This is a genomic window from Streptomyces sp. NPDC041784, from assembly GCF_055591025.1.
The window spans coordinates 105,236-122,799 of the sequence record NZ_JBVJAB010000025.1 but is presented as its reverse complement, the minus strand read 5'-3'; the positions used below and the strand labels follow the sequence as shown (position 1 = coordinate 122,799).

Here is a 17,564-nt window from a genome sequence, read left to right as displayed (position 1 = left end):
CCCCCCCCCCCCCCCCCCCCCCCCCCCCCCCCCCCCCCCCCCCCCCCCCCCCCCCCCCCCCCCCCCCCCCCCCCCCCCCCCCCCCCCCCCCCCGCTGCCGTACATCCGCCACAGGCTCAGGCCGCGGTCCGCCTCCCCCGCCGGTGCGCGATCTCCCCGAGGATCACGTCGGCCACGAGGAACCCGGCCAGCGGGATGCCGAGCAGCGGGACGAAGTAGCCGAGGACCGCGATCACCGCCATCAGCGGGACGAGGACGTACGGCGGGACCTGGGCCCAGGCGCCGCGCGGGATGGGCCGGCCGAACGCGCTGCCCCGGCCGCGCTGCCACCACATCCGGTAGCCCCAGACGATCAGCAGGATCAGGGAGAGCGCGAGGAGCATCAGCAGGATCTGGTTGGCCAGGCCGAACAGGACACCGGTGTGCAGGTCGATGCCCCAGCGGGTCAGCTTGGCGAGCACCGGGTACTCCTCGAACCGCAGGGTGTCGGTGATCTCGCCGGTGGCCGGGTCGACGGCGACGGCGTCCTGCTTGGTCGGCCAGCTGCGCTGCACCTGCTTGACGACGTACGCCGACTCGGCGTCCGCGGGCGGGACGATCTCGACCGGGTCGCCCAGCCCCTCGGCACGGGCGGCCGACAGGACCTTGTCGAGCCCGATGCCGTGCTCGCCGTCCCCGCCGGTGCCGGAGGCCGCGTCGTGTCCGGCGTGCTCGCCGCCGCCGGCGGCCGCCGAGACCGATGGCGTGGCCTGGTGGACGGAGGTGCGCAGCTCGTCGATGGTGGCGCCGGCGTACGTCGACCAGGTCAGACCGGTCGCGGAGAGGAAGAAGAAGCCGAGGGCGGCCCATATGCCGACGGTGCCGTGCAGTCCCAGGGTGCGGCGCCGGCCGCTGGTGCCGCGGACCTTGCGCAGGGCTCGGCGGCGGGAGAACCAGAGCACGATGCCGCCGCCCGCGATCACCCACAGCCAGCTCGCGGCCAGCTCGCTGTAGAGCCGGCCGGTCTCGCCGAGGTGCAGGTTGCGGTGGAGTTCGGAGATCCAGGTGCGCAGCGGGAGCGCGCCGGTCGAGCCGTACTGTTCGAGGGAGCCGCGCACCTTGGCGGTGTACGGGTCGACGAACACGGCGAGGGTGTGGTCGGGGTTCACGCCCTCGACCCCGGAGAGCAGCACCCGGGTGCTCGCGTCGGCCGCCGGGGACGGGCGGACCGCCGAGACCGTGCCCTCCGGGTGTGTCTTCCGGGCCGCGTCCACCTGCTCGGAGATCGGCAGCTTGGTGTCGCCGACCGGCACGGTCATCTCGTGCGCGTAGACGAGCTTCTCGGCCTGGAACGAGCCGGCGTAAAGGAACCCGGTGACGGCGGCGACCAGCAGGAACGGCGCGACGAGCACTCCGGCGTAGAAGTGCAGGCGCAGGATCAGCGGGCGCAGCGGGGCCCACGGGCCGCGGGTGGGAGCCGCGGGCTCGGACTGCTGCGGGGCCTCGTCCGTGAGGGTCGAGGGAGCGGTGGACATGAGCGGGCTCTCCGGGGGCAGGGGGACGATTTTCAGCCGTGACGGTCCAGTAGTCGGGGCGGGACCCGGTCGAGTTCCCGCCACTTCCAGTGACCTGAGTCACACACTCATGGGCCGTGGCATTCTGGCCCGATGGCACATCCCAGTCCCCGCGCGCCCCTTGTCGATCGGATCGAGGAACTCCTCGCCCCCGGCGGCCCGTTGCCCATCGTCGCGGCCGGCGACCCGGTCCTGCGCGTCGGCACCGAGCGCTACGACGGGCAGTTGGACCCCGCACTCCTGGCCCGCTTCGTCGAGGCGCTGCGGATCACCATGCACGCGGCGCCGGGGGTGGGGCTCGCCGCCCCGCAGGTCGGGGTGGAGCTGCGGATCGCCGTTGTCGAGGACCCGGCGCCGGTGCCGGAGGAGGTACGGCTGGCCCGCGGCCGGGTGCCGCAGCCGTTCCGGGTGCTGGTCAACCCGTCGTACGAGCCGGTGGGTCCGGCCCGTGCCGGGTTCTTCGAGGGCTGTCTGAGCGTGCCGGGCTACCAGGCGGTGGTGGCCCGGCACGCCGAGGTCCGGCTGACCGGGCAGGACGAGCACGGGCGGGCGCTGGACGAGGTGTTCGCCGGCTGGCCCGCCCGGATCGTGCAGCACGAGACCGACCATCTGGACGGCACGCTCTACCTCGACCACGCCGAGCCGCGCTCGCTCTGCGCCAACCAGACCGCGCTGGAGCGCTGGACCCAGCCGACGCCGGCGCAGGCGGCCCGGGCGCTGGGGTTCGAACTGCCGTAGACGGCCGGTCAGTTGTCCCGGAACGCCTCCAGCAGGCGCAGCCACACCTCGCTGATGGTGGGGTAGGACGGTACGGCGTGCCACAGGCGGGCGATCGGGACCTGTCCGGCGACGGCGATGGTCGCCGAGTGGATCAGCTCCCCCACGCCCGGCCCGACGAAGGTGACCCCGCGCAGGATCTCCTCCTCCAGGTCGACGACCATGCGGGCGCGGCCCTTGTAGCCGTCGGCGTACAGGCCCGCTCCGGCGACCGACGACAGCGGGACGTCGACGGCGCGCACCCGGTACCCGGCCTCTTCGGCCTCGGCGAGCGAGAGGCCGACGGCGGCGGCCTCGGGGTCGGTGAAGACGACCTGGGGGACGGCGTGGTGGTCGGCGGTGGCCACGTGGCTGCTCCACGGGTCGTTCTCGGCCACGCCGGTCCCGGTGGCGCGGGCGGCGATGGCGGCGCCCGCGATCCGCGCCTGGTACTTGCCCTGGTGGGTGAGGAGGGCCCGGTGGTTGACGTCGCCGACCGCGTACAGCCAGCCGGTGCCGGTGACGCGCAGGCTGTCGTCGACCGTGAGCCAGGAGCCCGGTTCCAGGCCGACCTTGTCGAGGCCGATGTCCTCGGTGCGCGGGGCGCGGCCGGTGGCGAAGAGGATCTCGTCGGCCTCGAGGCGCTCGCCGGAGTCGGTGACGACCACGACAGTGCCGTCCGTCCGGGTCACCGACGCCACGGACGTGCCGGTGCGCACGTCCACGCCGGCCTCCGTGAGCGCTTCGGCGACCATTTCGCCGGCGAACGGCTCCATGCGGTTCAGCAGGCCCTTGCCGCGGACGAGGAGCGTGACGCGGGATCCGAGGGCCTGCCAGGCGGTGGCCATCTCGGTGGCGACGACCCCGCCGCCCACCACGACGAGCCGTCCGGGCACGGCCTGGGCGCTGGTGGCCTCCCGGCTGGTCCAGGGCCGCACCTCGGCCAGCCCCGGCAGATCGGGCAGCACGGCCCGGCTGCCGGTGGAGACGACGACCGCGTGCCGGGCCGTCAGGACCCGGTCCCCGACGGTCACCGTGCGGGGGCCGGTCAGACGGCCGTGGCCCCGGACCAGTTCGGCGCCGACGCCCTCCAGCCAGGCGACCTGGCCGTCGTCCTTCCAGTGCGAGGTGAAGCCGTCGCGGCGGGCGAGCACGGCCGCCGCGTCCAGGGGGCCCTGCACCGCCTGGCGCAGGCCGGGCAGGCGGCGGGCGTCGGCCTGGGCTATGACCGGGCGCAGCAGGGCCTTGCTGGGCATGCAGGCCCAGTACGAGCACTCGCCGCCGACCAGCTCGCTCTCCACGACCGCGGTGGTGAGACCGGCCGCGCGGGTGCGGTCGGCCACGTTCTCTCCCACGGGCCCGGCCCCGAGCACCACGACGTCGTACGTGTTGGTTTCCGTTTCCGTCATGAGGTCAGTCTGGTGGGTGGTGTGCGGCCTGGCCACACGGGTAGGGGCGCGGAATACGGACCCGGCCGGCCGTGTTGTGCGGACGGCTCACCCCATGTCAGGACACCCCTGGCAGGAAGCACCGGGAAGAGGGAATCACGCCATGAGCAGCACCGTGGAGCTCACCAAGGAGAACTTCGACCAGACGGTCACGGAGAACGACTTCGTCCTGATCGACTTCTGGGCGTCCTGGTGCGGGCCGTGCCGTCAGTTCGCCCCGGTGTACGAGAAGGCCGCCGAGGACAACCCCGACCTGGTGTTCGGCAAGGTGGACACCGAGGCGCAGCCGGAGCTGGCCGCGGCCTTCGGTATCCAGTCGATCCCGACGCTGATGATCGTCCGGGACCGGGTCGCGGTGTTCGCCCAGCCGGGCGCCCTGCCCGAGGCCGCGCTGACGGACGTCATCGGCCAGGCCCGCAAGCTGGACATGGACGAGGTCCGCAAGTCGGTCGAGGAGCAGCAGGCCGCCCAGGGCCAGGCCGAGTAGTCCCCGGAAACGAGCGGTCTCCGGAACCGAGCAGGTCCCTGGAAGCCAAACAGATCCCTGGAAGCCGAACGGATCCCTAGAAGGGGTACGGCGCCACGTCGCCGCGCACCGTCGTCCAGCGGACGTCCGTGAAGGCCTCCAGGTTGGACTCGCCGCCGAAGCGGGCGCCGGTGCCGGAGGCTGCGACGCCGCCGAAGGGTGCCACGGCCTCGTCGTTCACCGTCTGGTCGTTGATGTGCACGATGCCGGTCGGGATGCGTTCGGCGAGGTCCAGGCCGCGGGCGGCGTCGCGGGTGACGATGCCGAGGGAGAGGCCGTAGGAACTGGCGGCGGCCAGGGCTGCGGCCTCGTCCGGGGTGCCGAAGGCGCGCACCGGTGCGACCGGTCCGAAGACCTCCTCCGCGTAAGCGGGGGTCCGGTCGTCGACGCCCGCGAGGACGGTCGGCCGGTAGAAGCGGCTCTCGTGCGTGCCGCCCGCGGCGAGCTTCGCGCCGGCCGCCGTACTGGCCTCGACCAGCCCGTGCACCTTGGCCAGTTGACCGTCGTCGATGAGCGGGCCGAGGTGCACCCGGTCGCGGTGAGGGTCGCCGACGGCCAGGGAGTCGGCCTTGGCCGCGAGCCGTTCGACGTACTCCTCGTAGAGGGAGGCGTGCACCAGGTGGCGGCCGGTGGTCATGCAGATCTGGCCCTGGTGGAAGAAGGAGCCCCAGGCGGCCGTGGAGATCACCGCGTCGAGGTCGGCGTCCTCCAGGACGATCAGTGCGGAGTTGCCGCCCAGTTCGAGGTGGGCGCGCTTGAGGTGGCGTCCCGCGGCCTCGCCGACCGCCCGTCCGGCGGCGGTGGAACCGGTGAAGGAGATCACCGGCACATGCGGGTCGGCGACCAGGGCCGCACCGGTGTCGGCGCCGCCCGGCAGCACGTGCAGCAGTCCCTCGGGCAGACCGGCCTCGGCGAAGACGGCGGCCAGGGCGAGGCCGCCGCACACCGCCGTGCGCGGGTCCGGCTTCAGCACGACGGCGTTGCCGAGCGCCAGGGCGGGCGCGACGGAGCGGATGGAGAGGATCAGCGGGGCGTTGAACGGCGCGATCACGCCGACGACCCCGACCGGGATCCGCCGGGTGTACGACAGCCGCGGCGCCTCGCTGGGCAGGACCTGGCCGGCCGGGCGGGAGGCGAGGGCGGCCGCCTCGTAGCACTCCTGGGCGGCGACGTGCAGCTCGAAGTCGGCCTTGCCGGGGATGGAGCCGGACTCCCGGACGATCCAGTCGCGCAGCTCGTCGGCGTGCGCGGCGAACAGGTCACCGGCCTTGCGCAGCACCCCGGCGCGGACGAAGTGCGGCAGGCGGGCCCAGTCGGCCTGGGCGGCTCGGGCGGCCTCGGCGGCTGGGGCGACGTCCTCGGCGGCGGCCAGGACGACCGTGCCGAGCCGCTCGCCGGTGGCGGGCTCGGTGACGGGGTACTCCGGTCCCGTCAGGGGACGGGACCGCGCGGTCTGCGAGGTCTGCCAGGTCTGGGGGTCGAGCAGCGGCATCAGGGCTCTCCGATCGGTGACCCGTGGGACTCCGGACTCGGGGAGCGAAGTCCCATCTAGTTGAGCGCGCAACATCCTAGTCCCGCGGGCGAGACCTGCGCGGTCAGCTGGAGTCGCGGTGCACCACCGTAGCCGCCAGCAGTTCGTGCGCCTCGGGTGCCGCGCCCGGGTTGCGCACCGCCCGGTCGACCAGTTCCGCGAGGTCACGGCCGGAGGGCAGCGCTATCCGGATCGTGCTGAGCCGGGGCCGCAGCAGCCGGCCGAGCAGCAGGTCGTCGGCGCCGATGACGGCCGTGTCGCCGGGGATCCGCACGCCCTCGTCCTGGAGAGCCCGCATCAGCAGCATGGCGTACTCGTCGTTGTACGCGAACACGGCGTCCAGGCCCAGCTCCGGCCAGTGGCCGGCGAGCTCCGCGGCGGACTCCTCCGTGTACGCGAGGGGCAGCACGGTGACGGTGGCGTCGGTGCCGTGCAGGGCCTCACGGGCACCGGCGAGCCGGGGCACGGAGAACATGTCCATGCCGCGCTCCTCGGGGACGACCACGCCGATCCGGCGTCTGCCCCGGGCGTACAGGTGCGCGGCGGCGCTGCGGCCGACGCCGTCGTGGTCCATGAGGAGCGCGTGGGCGCCCTCGACGCGCTCGGAGCTGAGGGTGACCACGGCCCGGGCGCCGGAGCGCTTGAGGACGGCCACCCCCTCCGGGCCGATACCGGGTCCGGGCACCAGGACGGCGACCGGCCGCAGTTCGGCCCAGGCGCGGGCGGCGTCGTCCCCGCGCAGCCCGCAGGCGCCGTACTGGACGACGGTGTAGTCGAGGCGGCTGAGAGCGCCCTGGAAGTCGTGGACGAACTGGCTGTAGAGCGGTCCCGCAGGGATCGGCGGGGCGGGCATCAGCACCATCCGGCTGTGTCCGGCGCGCAGACTGCGGGCGGCCGCGTGCGGCACGTACCCCAGTTCCTTCGCGGCCTCGTGGACCCGGCGGCGGGTGGGCTCGCTGATCCGGACCGCGCTGGTGTTGTTCAGGACGTAGGAGACGGTCGCGCGCGAGACGCCGGCCAGGCGGGCCACGTCGGCACTCGTGGGCACGGAGCGCGGCGCCGGCGACTGCGTCGGCGCGGGCGTGTTCGGTATCTGCACCATGACGTACGGCATCTTGGCAGAAGCCGGCAACGGGGTTTCGCCCGGGGGACGTTCAGATGTGATGAACCGTCAAAGAACCAGGTGAGCGCCGTGATCACGAACAGCTGACGGGAACAGGCGGGCCGGGTGCCGGGGACCGTGGGAGTTGTCAGCAGGTCGTGGGCGCCGTGAGCCGGGTCACCAGGTCGCTCCAGCCGTTCTCCAGGCGCGCCAGGGGCAGGCCGCACTGGCGGGTCAGGTGGTGGACGAGGGCGGGGTTGAGGTAGCCCATCAGCGTATGGGCGAGCAGTTCGCAGTCCGCGTCGGGCACCGCCTGCCGCAGCAGCAGGAGCACATGGCCGTGCAGCACCTGCCGGGCCGGCACGGAGAAGCGGCGCACGGGGTCCGGCTCGGCCGCCAGCTGGAGGTCGAGTTCCTCGACCGTGCGCCGCAGCAGGGCGTGGCCGAAGGCGCGCAGCCGCTCGTCGGGCGGTGCGCCCGGCCCCATCGGCGGCGGGCCGGCGAGGAAGGCGGCCTGGAACTTCCGTTCCGAGTGGTCCAGCAGCGCGGTGAGCAGCCCGGTGCGGTCGCCGAAGCGGCGGAACACCGTGCCCTTGCCCACGTTCGCCGCGGCCGCCACCGCCTCCATGGTGACGCCGGCGGCGCCGTGCTCGGCGATCAGCCGGGCGGCCGCGTCCAGCAGCCTGGCGCGGTTGCGGGCCGCGTCGGCACGCAGGCACGGCTCATCGCCGGCCGGCCCGAGCTGCAACAACTCGGGCTCGCCGGTGATCCCCTGGACGTTCGAGAAGAGCGGCAGGTCGGCGGACATGAACACAGCGTAAAGCACCGGGAATGAAACTGGACCACGGTCCGGTTAGAGTGCTACAACATTAAACGGACCCCGGTCCGGATCGTTACGGCACTGTTTCAGCCCCTTGGGAGTACCCATGTCCGTTCGCATTCTCGCGCTCGTCGGCAGCCTTCGCGCCGGTTCGACCAACCGCCAGCTCGCCGAGGCTGCGGTCAAGCTCGCTCCCGAGGGCGCGCAGGTCGACCTCTACGAGGGCCTGGCCGAGATCCCCTTCTACAACGAGGACCTCGACGTCGAGGGCAGCGTCCCGGCCGCCGCCGCCAAGCTGCGTGAGGCCGCCCAGGGCGCCGACGCCTTCCTGCTCTTCTCCCCCGAGTACAACGGCACCATCCCGGCCGTCCTGAAGAACGCCATCGACTGGCTGTCCCGCCCGTACGGCGCCGGCGCCTTCGGCGGCAAGCCGGTCGCCGTCGTCGGCACCGCCTTCGGCCAGTTCGGCGGCGTGTGGGCGCAGGACGAGGCCCGCAAGGCCGTGGGCATCGCCGGCGGCAAGGTGATCGAGGACCTCAAGCTCTCCATCCCCGGTTCCCTGACCCGCTTCGCCGAGACCCACCCGGTCGACGACGCCGAGGTCGCCGGCCAGCTGACCGAGGTCGTGGCCCGGCTGCACGGCCACGCCGGCGAGGTCGCTGCCTGATCTCCGCAGCCCGAGCGGGGGCCGCGGCACATCCGCCGCGGCCCCCGCTCCGTCTCGCCGCACCGCCCGGCCGTCACTCAGTCCAGCTCGGCCAGCCGCTCCACCACGGGGGCCACGAAACGCTCGATCCAGCCGGCCGTCTCCCCCAGCTTCGGCGCCAGGATCACCGTGTCGACACCCAGCCCGGTATAGCCCGAGATATCCCGCAGGAAGGCGTCGAGGTCGCCCGCGGTGGCGGGATCGGCGGTGTATGTGATCGTCTTCAGGACCGTGTCGTAGTCGCGTCCCTCGCTCTCGCAGTGCTCACGCAGGACGTCCAGCTTGTGCCGGACCAGGGCCGGCCCCGCGGCGAAGAGGTTGCAGGCGTCCGCGTAGCGGGCGACCAGCCGCAGCGTCTTGCGTTCGCCCCCGCCGCCGATCAGGATCTCCGGGCGCGGATCGCTCACCGGCGCCGGCACGCAGAGCGTCTCCCGCAGCTGGTAGTGGCGGCCCACGAACGGCCCGTCGTCCTGCGGGTCCCACATCCGCAGACAGATCTGGAGCGTCTCCTCGAGCCGCTCGAAACGCTCCGCGAGCGGCGGGAACGGGACACCCAGGCCCGTGTGCTCGCGGTCGTACCACGCCGCACCGATGCCCAGAGAGGCACGGCCTCCCGAGAGCACGTCGAGGGTGGTGGCGATCTTGGCGAGCAGCCCAGGGTGCCGGTACGTCACCCCCGTCACGAGGGCCCCGAGTCTGACCGTGGAGGTGTGGGCGGCGAGATACGCCAGGGTCGTGTACGCCTCCAGCATGGGCGCCTCGGCCCCGCCGTTGAACTCCATCTGGAAGTAGTGGTCCATCACCGACAGCCGGCTCACCCCGGCCGCCTCCGCCGCGGCCCCCGCCGCCGCCAGCTCGGCACCGAGGGCGGGCGCGCCCCCGGAGTTGCCGAACTGGTTGATGTGCACACCCACACGCATGTACGCCCCGCCCTCCGGATCTTCCTCTGCCCCCGTGACGCTAGGCGCTGGAGTGCTCTCGAAGTCAAGGCCCGCCTCGGGGGGTCCGCCCGGTTTCCTTCACGTAACCGGACGTCGAAAGTCGTTCAACCCGAAGACCGCTCCCCGCCATGTCTGATATGGCTTGAGGGATGCAGACCCTTTATCGACGACTGCTCCGGCTCATGCCCCGCATCGGCGTCCAGGTGACCGACCTCGGCCCGGGAGCGGCGGTGGTCTCCCGCCGCGGCACCCCCTACGAGGCGACCGAGGTCGGCCCCGGCACCACGGTGCTCTCCCGGCGCGGCGGCCCGTACCAGGTGACCGGCGTGGACAAGGACACCTGGCTGCTGCGGCGCACGCGCGGCGGCGAGCGGGCCGAGATCCCCAAGCAGGGCGTCGTACCGCTCGCCGAGTCCGGCGCCCTGGTGCTGATGGACGCGCCGGAGCGGGTGGACGAACGCAGGATGCAGCTCGCCGCTGCCGAGTACCTGTGCGTGCAGCATGTGACCGCCATGCTCCAGCTGTACGGCGTGAACTGCGTGTTCGACGTGGGCGCCAACACCGGGCAGTACGCCAAGCGGCTGCGCAAGGCCGGGTACACCGGCCGGATCGTCTCCTTCGAGCCCACCTCGGCGACGTTCGCCAAACTGGAGAAGGCCGCCGAGCAGGACCCCGAGTGGCGGGTGTACCAGTGCGGCCTCGGCCGCGAGGAGACCACCGCCGAGATCCACACGAGCTGGCTGACGATGAACTCCCTGCTGCCGCCCAGTGAGTACGGCAAGGACCGCTACAGCCGCTTCAAGAAGTCCGACACCGAGGAGATCCGCATCCGCCGGCTGGACGAGGTGATGGACGAGGCCCTCGACGGCCTCACCGACCCCGTCCCCTACCTCAAGATGGACACCCAGGGCTACGACCTCGAGGTGTTCGCCGGCGCCGGCAAGCGGATCGGGGAGTTCGTCGGCATGCAGTCCGAGGTCGCCTGCCTGCGGCTCTACGACGGCAGCCCCACCATGGGCGAGGCCGTCGCCGCGTACGAGGCCGAGGGCTTCGGCATCACCGGCATGTACCCGGTGACCCGCGAGGCGACCACGGGACGTGTGATCGAGTTCGACTGCGTGATGATGCGCGCGGAGTCGGCGCCCAAGCCGTAGCGGCCGCCTCGGCGGGGGCCACCCGCCGAACGGCGGGCAGTTTCCGCCGTACGGCGGCGCCCCGGGCGGCCGGCCGGGCGCGGATCATGTGCGCACGAGCCGCCGCGTTCCCGTCCGAGGAGATGCCATGACGTCCGTCCCGCCGCCGTTCGATCCCGAACTCGCCGCCGCCCTGGAGCTGATCAAGGACGTGGTCCAGCCGACCATGACCCTGGAGGACATCGAGGCCATCCGCCAGGGGCCGGGCATCTCGATGCTGGCCGACCTGGACGTGACGGCGGGCGGCGCCTTCGAGGCCGAGGACCGGACCGTGCCGGGGCCGGCGGGCGCCCCGGAGATCTCCCTGCTGATCTGCCGTCCCACCACCCCGGCACCCGCCCGCCCGCGACCGGTCGTCTACCACGTGCACGGCGGCGGCATGGTCATCGGCACCAACCGGGTCGGCCTGGACGTGGTCCTGGACTGGGCACGGGAACTGGACCTGGTCGTGGTGTCGGTGGAGTACCGGCTGGCCCCCGAGCACCCGCACCCGGCGCCGGTCGAGGACGTGTACGCCGGTCTGCTGTGGACGGCGGAGCACGCCAAGGAGCTGGGCGCGGACCCGGAGCGGATCGTGATCGCCGGGGCCAGCGCGGGCGGCGGCCTGAGCGCGGCGCTGGCGCTGCTGCTGCGCGACCGCGGGGGCCCGCGGCCGATCGGCCAGCTGCTGCTGTGCCCGATGCTCGACGACCGCAACGACACCCCGTCCTCCCACCAGATGGCGGGCCTCGGCGTCTGGGACCGCACCGCCAACGAGACGGGCTGGACGGCCCTGCTCGGCGAGCGGCGCGGCGGCCCGGACGTCTCCCCCTACGCGGCGCCCGCCCGCGCCGAGGACCTCTCCGGGCTGCCCCCGGCCTTCCTCGACGTCGGCTCCGCGGAGACCTTCCGGGACGAGGTCGTCGCCTTCGCCTCCCGGATCTGGCAGGCCGGCGGGACAGCCGAACTGCACGTCTGGCCGGGCGGCTTCCACGGCTTCGACGGCTTCGCCCCCCAGGCCGCGCTGTCCCGGGCGGCCCGGGCGGCCCACCTGGACTGGCTGCGCAGGCTGCTCGCCGAGTAGGCGTTCCTCCCCGGCGAGACCCCGGCGGCAGGCTCGGCGGCGGGGTTCAGCGGCGCTTGAACTCGATCGGCCCCGCGTTCATCTCGACGGTCCCGTCCGTGTGCAGGACCGGCCGGCGCTCGGTCATCCGGGCGCTGTAGGCCTCGACGTGGCGGATGCGCGCCCCGTCGTCCGAGGTGAAGTCGACGAGGGCGATCGCCACCCAGTAGCGGGTCTTGGTGTTCTCGTACAGCGGCACGGTGACCGTGGAGCCGCGGCCGTCGTCGACGACGACCTTCGCGCCGAAGCTGCGGAAGGAACCGAAGCCGTTGCTGACCGCCGAGTAGGCGCACAGCAGGACATACCCCTGCTCGTCGGGCCGGACGATCCGCACGGCCTCGCGACCGGGGACGCGGGAGTCGCCGTCGAGACGGATGTAGGGGCGGGCGGTGAGGGAGCCGAGGCGGTTGTAGTAGACCGCCGTCGCCGCCTTCTTCTTGCCCTTGCGGGCCGGCTGGGCGGCGGCGGAGGGCGCGGCTCCGCCGGGGCGCAGCGGTTCGCCCTGCGGGACGTGCCCGGACCGGACCAGGGTGCCGGGCTCGTGGGTGCCGACCAGTGCCTTGCCCGCGGGCACGAACAGGGCGTAGAGGTCGAGGTCGGCGCCCCGTCTGCGGCGCTCTTCGCTGCCGCCGTCCCATTCCAGCGCCACGGTGACCACCAGTTCGCGGTCGGCCTTGTCGAGGCTGAGGGAGACCTGGCCGCCCTTGTCGAGGCTGATCTTCCCGAGCGGCGGCTTCACCAGGCTGGGCCGGGGCGGGGCCGGCGCGGCCGCGGGCACCGGAACAGCGCCTTCCGCCGTCGGCTCCGCCCGCTCCTCCGCTCTCCCCTGCGCCGTCGGCTCGGGTCCCTCCTCCTCCGCCTCGGCGACCTCTATCCCGAAGTCCGTGGCGAGGCCGGCCAGTCCGTCGGCGTAGCCCTGACCGATGGCGCGCAGCTTCCAGGCCCCGGCGCGGCGGTACAACTCGGTGAGCAGGACCGCGCGTTCGCCGTCGACGAGGGCCGGCGGGCGGAAGACGACCGGCTCACCGCCGTCCTGCACGGCCCGCACCCGGACGTTCTTGACGCCGTGGAAGGTACGGGTGACGTCGTCGGGATCGCAGCTGGCCACCAGCACGACCCGGTCCACGTCCGCGGGCAGTGCCGCCGGGGCCACCTCGATCCGCTCGGGCCCCTCGGTGTCGGCGGCCCGGTGCCGTACGGCGTCGGACTCGGCGGAGGGCTGGTTGTAGAAGACCAGGTCGTCGTCGGACCTGACCTTGCCCTCGGCGGTGACCAGCAGGGCGCTGAGGTCGACGGGGTCGCCCTCGGTCTCCAGTTCCACGGTCACCCGTCCGGTGCTCATCGTGGTGTTCCCGCCCTTGCCCAGCTCCGGCATGTCGCCCACCCCCAGGTGCTCAGCCCATCGGTTTTCCGCCACTCTGGCACATCGCTTACGGATCCGATCGGCCATGCCCGAGCCTGATCGGACGCGGGGTCGCCACTCTCCTCACCGGCGGGCGCATGCCGCATCATGGCCGTATGAAAGAGCTGGCCGGGCGGCTGACGGCGCTGGATCCCGATGCCGGGGCGGCCGTGCGGGTGATCGCGTACTTCGACCGGCTGTCGGAGGCGCGGGCCGGGGTGGAGGCGTTGGTGCGTGGAGCCGCCGTGCTCGCGGGGGTGCCCGCGCGGCTGGTGGACGCGGAACGGCGGGTGCGGATCCGGGTCGAGCCCGACGGCACCCGTCGGGACACCGAGCTGCCGCCGGACCCCGCGTGGCCGTCCGCCGCGCTGACGCCGGACGGCGCGACCGCGCTCTGGCTGGAACGTCACGGCGCGGAGCCCAGCGTGGTCGACGCCGTGATCCTGGAGCGGGCGGCCGGCGCGGCGCGGCTGGTCCTGGACCGCACCCGCGGCCGGGCCCCGCTGGAGGACCCCGCCCTGGTCGAGACCCTCCTGGACGCCACGGCCCCGGAAACGGCCCGGCTGCACGCGGCCCGCGGGCTCGGCCTCGATCCCCGTGTCCCCGCCCGCGCCCTGGCCACCCCGGGCGGCCCGCCCCGGGTCGTCCCCGCACCGCCGGAGGCACCCGGCCCCGAGCCGGCCGCCGGCCGGACCGGTGTCGGCCCCGCCGTCCTCGTGCCGGAGCTGCCCTCCTCCTGGGCCGCCGCCCGCACCGCGCTGCGGTTCACCGCCGAGGGCACCGCCCACGACCCCGGCCCCCTCGTCGTGCACGCCGACGAACTGGGCGGCATCGCCCTGCTGGCCGACCTCGTCGTCCCGGGCGCGGAGCCGCCGCCCGACGTCCACGCGCTGGAGACGGCCGCCGCGGACACGCCCGGTCTGCTCGCCACCCTGTACGCGGTGACCGCGACGCCGAGTCTGCGGGCGGCCGCCGCCGAGGCGAACGTGCACCACTCCACGCTCCAGGACCGGCTGGCGCACGCCGAGCACCTGCTCGGCTGGCCGGTGCGCACGCCCCAGGGCCGGCTGCGGCTGCACCTCGCGCTGACGATGCGCCGGCTGGCACGGCCGTAGGCCGACCGGCGCGGCCGTAGGAAGTGGTGCGGCGGCGGGCGTTCAACCGATCGGTTGACAGGGGATTCCACCGCCCGCGTGTCATCCGGTCCGTCCGGACGACGCGGGCCGGGCCGGGCGGAGAGCAGGATCGGTGTCGACCGTGGCGCCCGGTCCTCACCCCCCTCGGACAGCAGAGAGGTCTCCCCCGCATGCCCAGCTCCCCCAGCCGCAGGCGTCTCCTCGCGACCGGTGCCGGCGCCGCCCTCGGCCTCGGCGCCCTCGCCGCCACGCCCGCCTCGGCCTCCCCCGCCGCCACCCCCACGTCGTCCTCGCCCCGCCCCACCGCCGCCGCCGGCGCCGGCGCCGGCGGCGAGGAGACCCGGTCCCTCGACGAGCTGTACCGGGCCGCCCTCGCGGAAGGGGGCAAGCTCGTCATCTACGCGGGCGGGGACACCCCGACCCAGCAGGACGGCACCAAAGCCGCCTTCCTGCGGCGCTTCCCGGACATCGATCTGAAGCTGATCGTCGACTACAGCAAGTTCCACGACGTGCGGATCGACAACCAGTTCGCCACCCGCACCCTCGTCCCCGACGTCGTCCAGCTCCAGACCCTCCAGGACTTCGTCCGCTGGAAGGCCCAGGGCCGGCTGCTGGCGTACAAGCCCGCCGGGTTCTCCCAGGTCTACGACAAGTTCAAGGACCCGCAGGGCGCCTGGGTCGCGATCGCGGCGATCGGCTTCAGTTTCCTGTACGCGTCCGCCGCGGTCGGCGCGGACGCCCCGCGCACCCCGCTGGACCTGCTCGACCCGAAGTGGAAGGGCAAGATCGCCTCGTCGTACCCGCACGACGACGACGCGGTGCTGTTCCTCTACTCCCTGTACGTCAAGAAGTACGGCTGGGACTTCGCGGCCCGGCTGGCCGCGCAGGACGTGCGGTTCGCCCGCGGCAGCAACTCGCCCGGGGACGCCGTGCGCGCGGGGCAGTACGCGATCGGGGTCGGCGGTTCCGGCGCGCCCCTGTCGACGGGCCCGGTGAAGTGGGTCGTTCCGGACGAAGCGCCGTTCATGGCGTGGGGTCAGCGGGCCGCGATCCTCAAGGCGGCCCGCAACTCCACGGCCGCGAAGCTCTACCTCAACTGGCAGCTGTCCACGGCCACCCAGGGGGCGTCCTTCAACGGCTGGTCGGTGCGCACCGACATCGCTCCTCCGGCCGGACTCAAGCCGGTCTGGGAATACCCGAACGCCAACCTCGACGGCTTCCCCCGCTTCATGGCCGACCGGGCCGAGGTGGAGCGTCTGAAGCAGACCTTCGCCCTGTACTTCGGCGAGGTGCGGGGCGAGCCGACGCCGGGCGTGCTGGGACTGCGCCCCGGAGCCTGACGCGGGGCGCACGGCGTCCTCACACGGGCCCTACAGCCGGTGGATAGACTCGGCTCCCCTGTTCGAACAGATCATCGCGCAAGGGGATCCACCGTGTCCGATCGCGCTCCCGTCCGTGCCTCGGCGAGGGTCGTCCGCGGGAGCCGGTCGGCCATGGCGTACACCGCCCATCTGACGTTCTTCCTGGTCGTCGGCGCCGCTCTGGTCCGCCTCGCGCACCTGGGCATCCGGCCCTGCTGGGAGATCGTGGCCGTCAGCGGACTACTGGCGCTGGTGTACGCGGGCGGGCTCGCCGCCGGGGAGCGGCTGGGGCGGTTCGGCCGGCCCCTGTGGGTGGCGGCGCTGCTGGTGCTGTGGACCACGCTGCTGGTCCGTGCCCCCACCTCGCTCACGTCCGCCTATGTGTGGTGCGCGGTGCCGCTGGCCTGCGCGGCGCTGAGGGTGCTCGGCCGGCGCTCCGCCGGGGTCGCCCTGGCCGTGCTCACCGCGGTCCTGGCCGGGCAACTCGTCCGCAGCGCAGGGCAGTTCGACCCGGAGATCGTCCTGATCCCGGTGGCCGCCGTGTGGGGCACCGTCGCGCTCTACCGCGCCCAGCAGCGCGACGCCGCCGAACGGCTGCGGCTGGTCGAGGAGTTGCGGGGCACCCGGGAAGTCCTGGCGCGCCGGCAGCGGCAGGCCGGCGTGCTGGCCGAGCGGGCCCGGATCGCACGGGACCTGCACGACACGCTGGCGCAGGAACTCGCGGGCGGCGTGATGTTGCTCCAGGCCGCCGAGCGCGACTGGGACGCGCGTCCGGACGTGGCGCGCACCAGGATCCGCGCCGTCGCCGACGGACTGCACGCCAACCTCGGGGAGACCCGCCGGATCATCCGTGACCTGACGCCGTCAGCCGTGGACGAGGCCGGTCTGGAGGGTGCGCTGCGGCTGCTGTGCGCCCGGGCCGAGGCGGAGGGGGCGGCGGCCCGTGTCCGGTTCCGCTCGACCGGCACCCGCCGGCCCGCCCTGGACGGCCAGGCCGCGGCGACCCTGTTCCGGGTGGCGCAGAGCGCGCTGGCCAATGTGCGCGAACACGCCCGTGCGGTGAACGTCCTGGTGACGCTCGACCTGCATCCGGACCGGGTGGAGCTGGAAGTGCGGGACGACGGCGCGGGGTTCGAGCCCGGCCGCGCCGGAGCCCCCGCTCACCCGGCCCGTGGGCTCGGGCTGCCCGCCGCGCGGGCGCGGCTGCGCGAGTGCGGGGGCGATCTCGACATCGGCAGCGCGCCGGGGCGGGGCACGTGCCTGCGGGCCTCGGTGCCCGCGCTGCCGGAGTCCAGCCCGGCCCCGGTGGCCGCCCGGTGACCACGACACGGTTGCGGCTGCTGCTGGCCGACGACCATGTCGTCGTACGGGCGGGGCTGCGTGCGCTGCTGGAGGGCGAGCCGGATCTCGAGGTGGCCGCCGAGGCGGGCACGGGCGAGGAGGCCGTACGGCTCGCGGCGGAACTGGTGCCGGACGTGGTGCTGATGGATCTGCGGTTCGGCGGGGCCGGGTCCGGGATCGACGGGGTGGAGGCGGTGCGGCGGCTCGCGGCCTCGGCTCCGGGGGTGGCCGTGGTGATGCTGACGAGCTACTCGGGCCGGGCCGATGTCGTGCGCGCGCTGGAGGCGGGGGCCCGCGGCTATGTGCTGAAGGCGGGGCCGCCGCAGGAGCTGTTCCGGGCCGTCAGGGGTGCGGCCGCCGGGGCGCTCGGTCTTGCGCGGGAGGTGGTGGGCGAGCTGGTCGGCCGGGTGGCCGCGCCCGAGCGGGAGTTGAGCGGGCGGGAGGTCGAGGTGGTGCGGCTGCTGGCCGAGGGGCTGAGCAACCGGGCGATCGCCGAGGCGCTGTTCCTGAGCGAGGCCACCGTCAAGACGCATCTCGTCCGGGTCTACCGCAAGCTCGGCGCGGACAACCGGGCGGCGGCGGTGTCGGAGGCGGTGCGCCGGGGGCTGCTGGACCTGGCGTGAGCCGCCGGTGAGGACGGGGCACC

Annotated in this window: 16 protein-coding genes; 9 read left to right on the top strand and 7 right to left on the bottom strand. The window is 73.9% G+C overall.

The features are described from left to right. Positions 1-116 precede the first annotated feature (116 nt). A complete protein-coding gene (locus tag ACZ6D7_RS36970) occupies positions 117-1,514 on the bottom strand; it encodes a PepSY-associated TM helix domain-containing protein (RefSeq protein ID WP_469500545.1) in 1,398 nt (465 codons plus the stop codon). A 132-nt stretch (positions 1,515-1,646) separates the two neighbouring features. On the opposite strand from ACZ6D7_RS36970, the gene ACZ6D7_RS36965 reads away from it, so the two are divergent. Further along, positions 1,647-2,291 carry a peptide deformylase gene (locus tag ACZ6D7_RS36965; protein WP_469500543.1) on the top strand — a complete coding sequence of 215 codons (645 nt, stop codon included), beginning with the start codon at positions 1,647-1,649 and terminating at the stop codon, positions 2,289-2,291. A gap of 8 nt (positions 2,292-2,299) precedes the next feature. Here ACZ6D7_RS36965 and ACZ6D7_RS36960 read toward each other — a convergent pair whose 3' ends face one another. After that, positions 2,300-3,718 (bottom strand): dihydrolipoyl dehydrogenase family protein, encoded by a 1,419-nt coding sequence (locus ACZ6D7_RS36960; protein ID WP_469500541.1) that lies wholly within the window; start codon positions 3,716-3,718, stop codon positions 2,300-2,302. A 142-nt stretch (positions 3,719-3,860) separates the two neighbouring features. Here ACZ6D7_RS36960 and trxA point away from each other — a divergent pair, with 142 nt between their 5' ends. Next, a complete protein-coding gene (gene trxA / locus ACZ6D7_RS36955; protein ID WP_469500538.1) occupies positions 3,861-4,244 on the top strand; it encodes a thioredoxin in 384 nt (127 codons plus the stop codon). 76 nt (positions 4,245-4,320) lie between these two features. Here the strand turns inward: trxA and ACZ6D7_RS36950 are convergent, their stop codons facing one another. From ACZ6D7_RS36950 to ACZ6D7_RS36940, 3 genes are all read right to left on the bottom strand, one after another. Then, positions 4,321-5,775, bottom strand: coding sequence for a benzaldehyde dehydrogenase (locus tag ACZ6D7_RS36950; RefSeq protein WP_469500536.1), 1,455 nt, complete (start codon positions 5,773-5,775; stop codon positions 4,321-4,323). Positions 5,776-5,878: 103 nt separating this feature from the next. Beyond that, positions 5,879-6,928 (bottom strand): LacI family DNA-binding transcriptional regulator, encoded by a 1,050-nt coding sequence (locus ACZ6D7_RS36945; protein ID WP_469500535.1) that lies wholly within the window; start codon positions 6,926-6,928, stop codon positions 5,879-5,881. Between the two features lie 136 nt (positions 6,929-7,064). Then, the gene (locus tag ACZ6D7_RS36940) at positions 7,065-7,724 is read right to left on the bottom strand and encodes a TetR/AcrR family transcriptional regulator (RefSeq protein WP_469500533.1); all 660 of its coding nucleotides are present in this window, start codon (positions 7,722-7,724) and stop codon (positions 7,065-7,067) included. A 118-nt stretch (positions 7,725-7,842) separates the two neighbouring features. Here ACZ6D7_RS36940 and ACZ6D7_RS36935 point away from each other — a divergent pair, with 118 nt between their 5' ends. After that, on the top strand, positions 7,843-8,403 hold the full coding sequence (locus tag ACZ6D7_RS36935; protein ID WP_469500531.1) for an NADPH-dependent FMN reductase: 561 nt from the start codon (positions 7,843-7,845) through the stop codon (positions 8,401-8,403). 77 nt (positions 8,404-8,480) lie between these two features. Here ACZ6D7_RS36935 and ACZ6D7_RS36930 read toward each other — a convergent pair whose 3' ends face one another. Continuing rightward, positions 8,481-9,362 carry an LLM class F420-dependent oxidoreductase gene (locus tag ACZ6D7_RS36930; protein WP_469500529.1) on the bottom strand — a complete coding sequence of 294 codons (882 nt, stop codon included), beginning with the start codon at positions 9,360-9,362 and terminating at the stop codon, positions 8,481-8,483. Positions 9,363-9,532: 170 nt separating this feature from the next. Between ACZ6D7_RS36930 and ACZ6D7_RS36925 the strand changes: the two genes are divergently transcribed. Together ACZ6D7_RS36925 and ACZ6D7_RS36920 are read left to right on the top strand one after the other, a co-directional pair. After that, on the top strand, positions 9,533-10,537 hold the full coding sequence (locus ACZ6D7_RS36925) for an FkbM family methyltransferase (RefSeq protein WP_469500528.1): 1,005 nt from the start codon (positions 9,533-9,535) through the stop codon (positions 10,535-10,537). Between the two features lie 127 nt (positions 10,538-10,664). Beyond that, positions 10,665-11,639, top strand: coding sequence for an alpha/beta hydrolase (locus tag ACZ6D7_RS36920; protein WP_469500525.1), 975 nt, complete (start codon positions 10,665-10,667; stop codon positions 11,637-11,639). Positions 11,640-11,685: 46 nt separating this feature from the next. Here the strand turns inward: ACZ6D7_RS36920 and ACZ6D7_RS36915 are convergent, their stop codons facing one another. Next, positions 11,686-13,053, bottom strand: coding sequence for a TerD family protein (locus ACZ6D7_RS36915; RefSeq protein ID WP_469500523.1), 1,368 nt, complete (start codon positions 13,051-13,053; stop codon positions 11,686-11,688). A 143-nt stretch (positions 13,054-13,196) separates the two neighbouring features. On the opposite strand from ACZ6D7_RS36915, the gene ACZ6D7_RS36910 reads away from it, so the two are divergent. The 4 genes from ACZ6D7_RS36910 to ACZ6D7_RS36895 all read left to right on the top strand — a co-directional run bounded on the left by ACZ6D7_RS36910 (position 13,197) and on the right by ACZ6D7_RS36895 (position 17,541). Continuing rightward, positions 13,197-14,195 carry a helix-turn-helix domain-containing protein gene (locus ACZ6D7_RS36910; RefSeq protein ID WP_469500521.1) on the top strand — a complete coding sequence of 333 codons (999 nt, stop codon included), beginning with the start codon at positions 13,197-13,199 and terminating at the stop codon, positions 14,193-14,195. Positions 14,196-14,386: 191 nt separating this feature from the next. Next, positions 14,387-15,556, top strand: a complete 1,170-nt coding sequence (locus ACZ6D7_RS36905; protein ID WP_469500519.1) for an ABC transporter substrate-binding protein — start codon at positions 14,387-14,389, stop codon at positions 15,554-15,556. Positions 15,557-15,709: 153 nt separating this feature from the next. Continuing rightward, positions 15,710-16,897, top strand: a complete 1,188-nt coding sequence (locus tag ACZ6D7_RS36900; RefSeq protein WP_469500518.1) for a sensor histidine kinase — start codon at positions 15,710-15,712, stop codon at positions 16,895-16,897. Beyond that, positions 16,894-17,541, top strand: a complete 648-nt coding sequence (locus ACZ6D7_RS36895; protein WP_469500516.1) for a response regulator transcription factor — start codon at positions 16,894-16,896, stop codon at positions 17,539-17,541. The genes ACZ6D7_RS36900 and ACZ6D7_RS36895 overlap by 4 nt, the downstream gene beginning before the upstream one ends. The last annotated feature ends 23 nt before the right edge of the window (positions 17,542-17,564 follow it).

What these genes read in the sequence shown, in the direction of transcription:
- ACZ6D7_RS36940 (WP_469500533.1), bottom strand. Translation starts at nt 7,724, where the DNA reads ATGTCCGCCGACCTGCCGCTCTTCTCGAACGTCCAGGGGATCACCGGC.
- ACZ6D7_RS36920 (WP_469500525.1), top strand. Translation starts at nt 10,665, where the DNA reads ATGACGTCCGTCCCGCCGCCGTTCGATCCCGAACTCGCCGCCGCCCTG.
- ACZ6D7_RS36900 (WP_469500518.1), top strand. Translation starts at nt 15,710, where the DNA reads ATGGCGTACACCGCCCATCTGACGTTCTTCCTGGTCGTCGGCGCCGCT.
- ACZ6D7_RS36915 (WP_469500523.1), bottom strand. Translation starts at nt 13,053, where the DNA reads ATGCCGGAGCTGGGCAAGGGCGGGAACACCACGATGAGCACCGGACGG.
- ACZ6D7_RS36935 (WP_469500531.1), top strand. Translation starts at nt 7,843, where the DNA reads ATGTCCGTTCGCATTCTCGCGCTCGTCGGCAGCCTTCGCGCCGGTTCG.
- ACZ6D7_RS36925 (WP_469500528.1), top strand. Translation starts at nt 9,533, where the DNA reads ATGCAGACCCTTTATCGACGACTGCTCCGGCTCATGCCCCGCATCGGC.
- trxA (WP_469500538.1), top strand. Translation starts at nt 3,861, where the DNA reads ATGAGCAGCACCGTGGAGCTCACCAAGGAGAACTTCGACCAGACGGTC.
- ACZ6D7_RS36960 (WP_469500541.1), bottom strand. Translation starts at nt 3,718, where the DNA reads ATGACGGAAACGGAAACCAACACGTACGACGTCGTGGTGCTCGGGGCC.
- ACZ6D7_RS36950 (WP_469500536.1), bottom strand. Translation starts at nt 5,775, where the DNA reads ATGCCGCTGCTCGACCCCCAGACCTGGCAGACCTCGCAGACCGCGCGG.
- ACZ6D7_RS36965 (WP_469500543.1), top strand. Translation starts at nt 1,647, where the DNA reads ATGGCACATCCCAGTCCCCGCGCGCCCCTTGTCGATCGGATCGAGGAA.
- ACZ6D7_RS36930 (WP_469500529.1), bottom strand. Translation starts at nt 9,362, where the DNA reads ATGCGTGTGGGTGTGCACATCAACCAGTTCGGCAACTCCGGGGGCGCG.
- ACZ6D7_RS36945 (WP_469500535.1), bottom strand. Translation starts at nt 6,928, where the DNA reads ATGCCGTACGTCATGGTGCAGATACCGAACACGCCCGCGCCGACGCAG.
- ACZ6D7_RS36910 (WP_469500521.1), top strand. Translation starts at nt 13,197, where the DNA reads ATGAAAGAGCTGGCCGGGCGGCTGACGGCGCTGGATCCCGATGCCGGG.
- ACZ6D7_RS36905 (WP_469500519.1), top strand. Translation starts at nt 14,387, where the DNA reads ATGCCCAGCTCCCCCAGCCGCAGGCGTCTCCTCGCGACCGGTGCCGGC.
- ACZ6D7_RS36970 (WP_469500545.1), bottom strand. Translation starts at nt 1,514, where the DNA reads ATGTCCACCGCTCCCTCGACCCTCACGGACGAGGCCCCGCAGCAGTCC.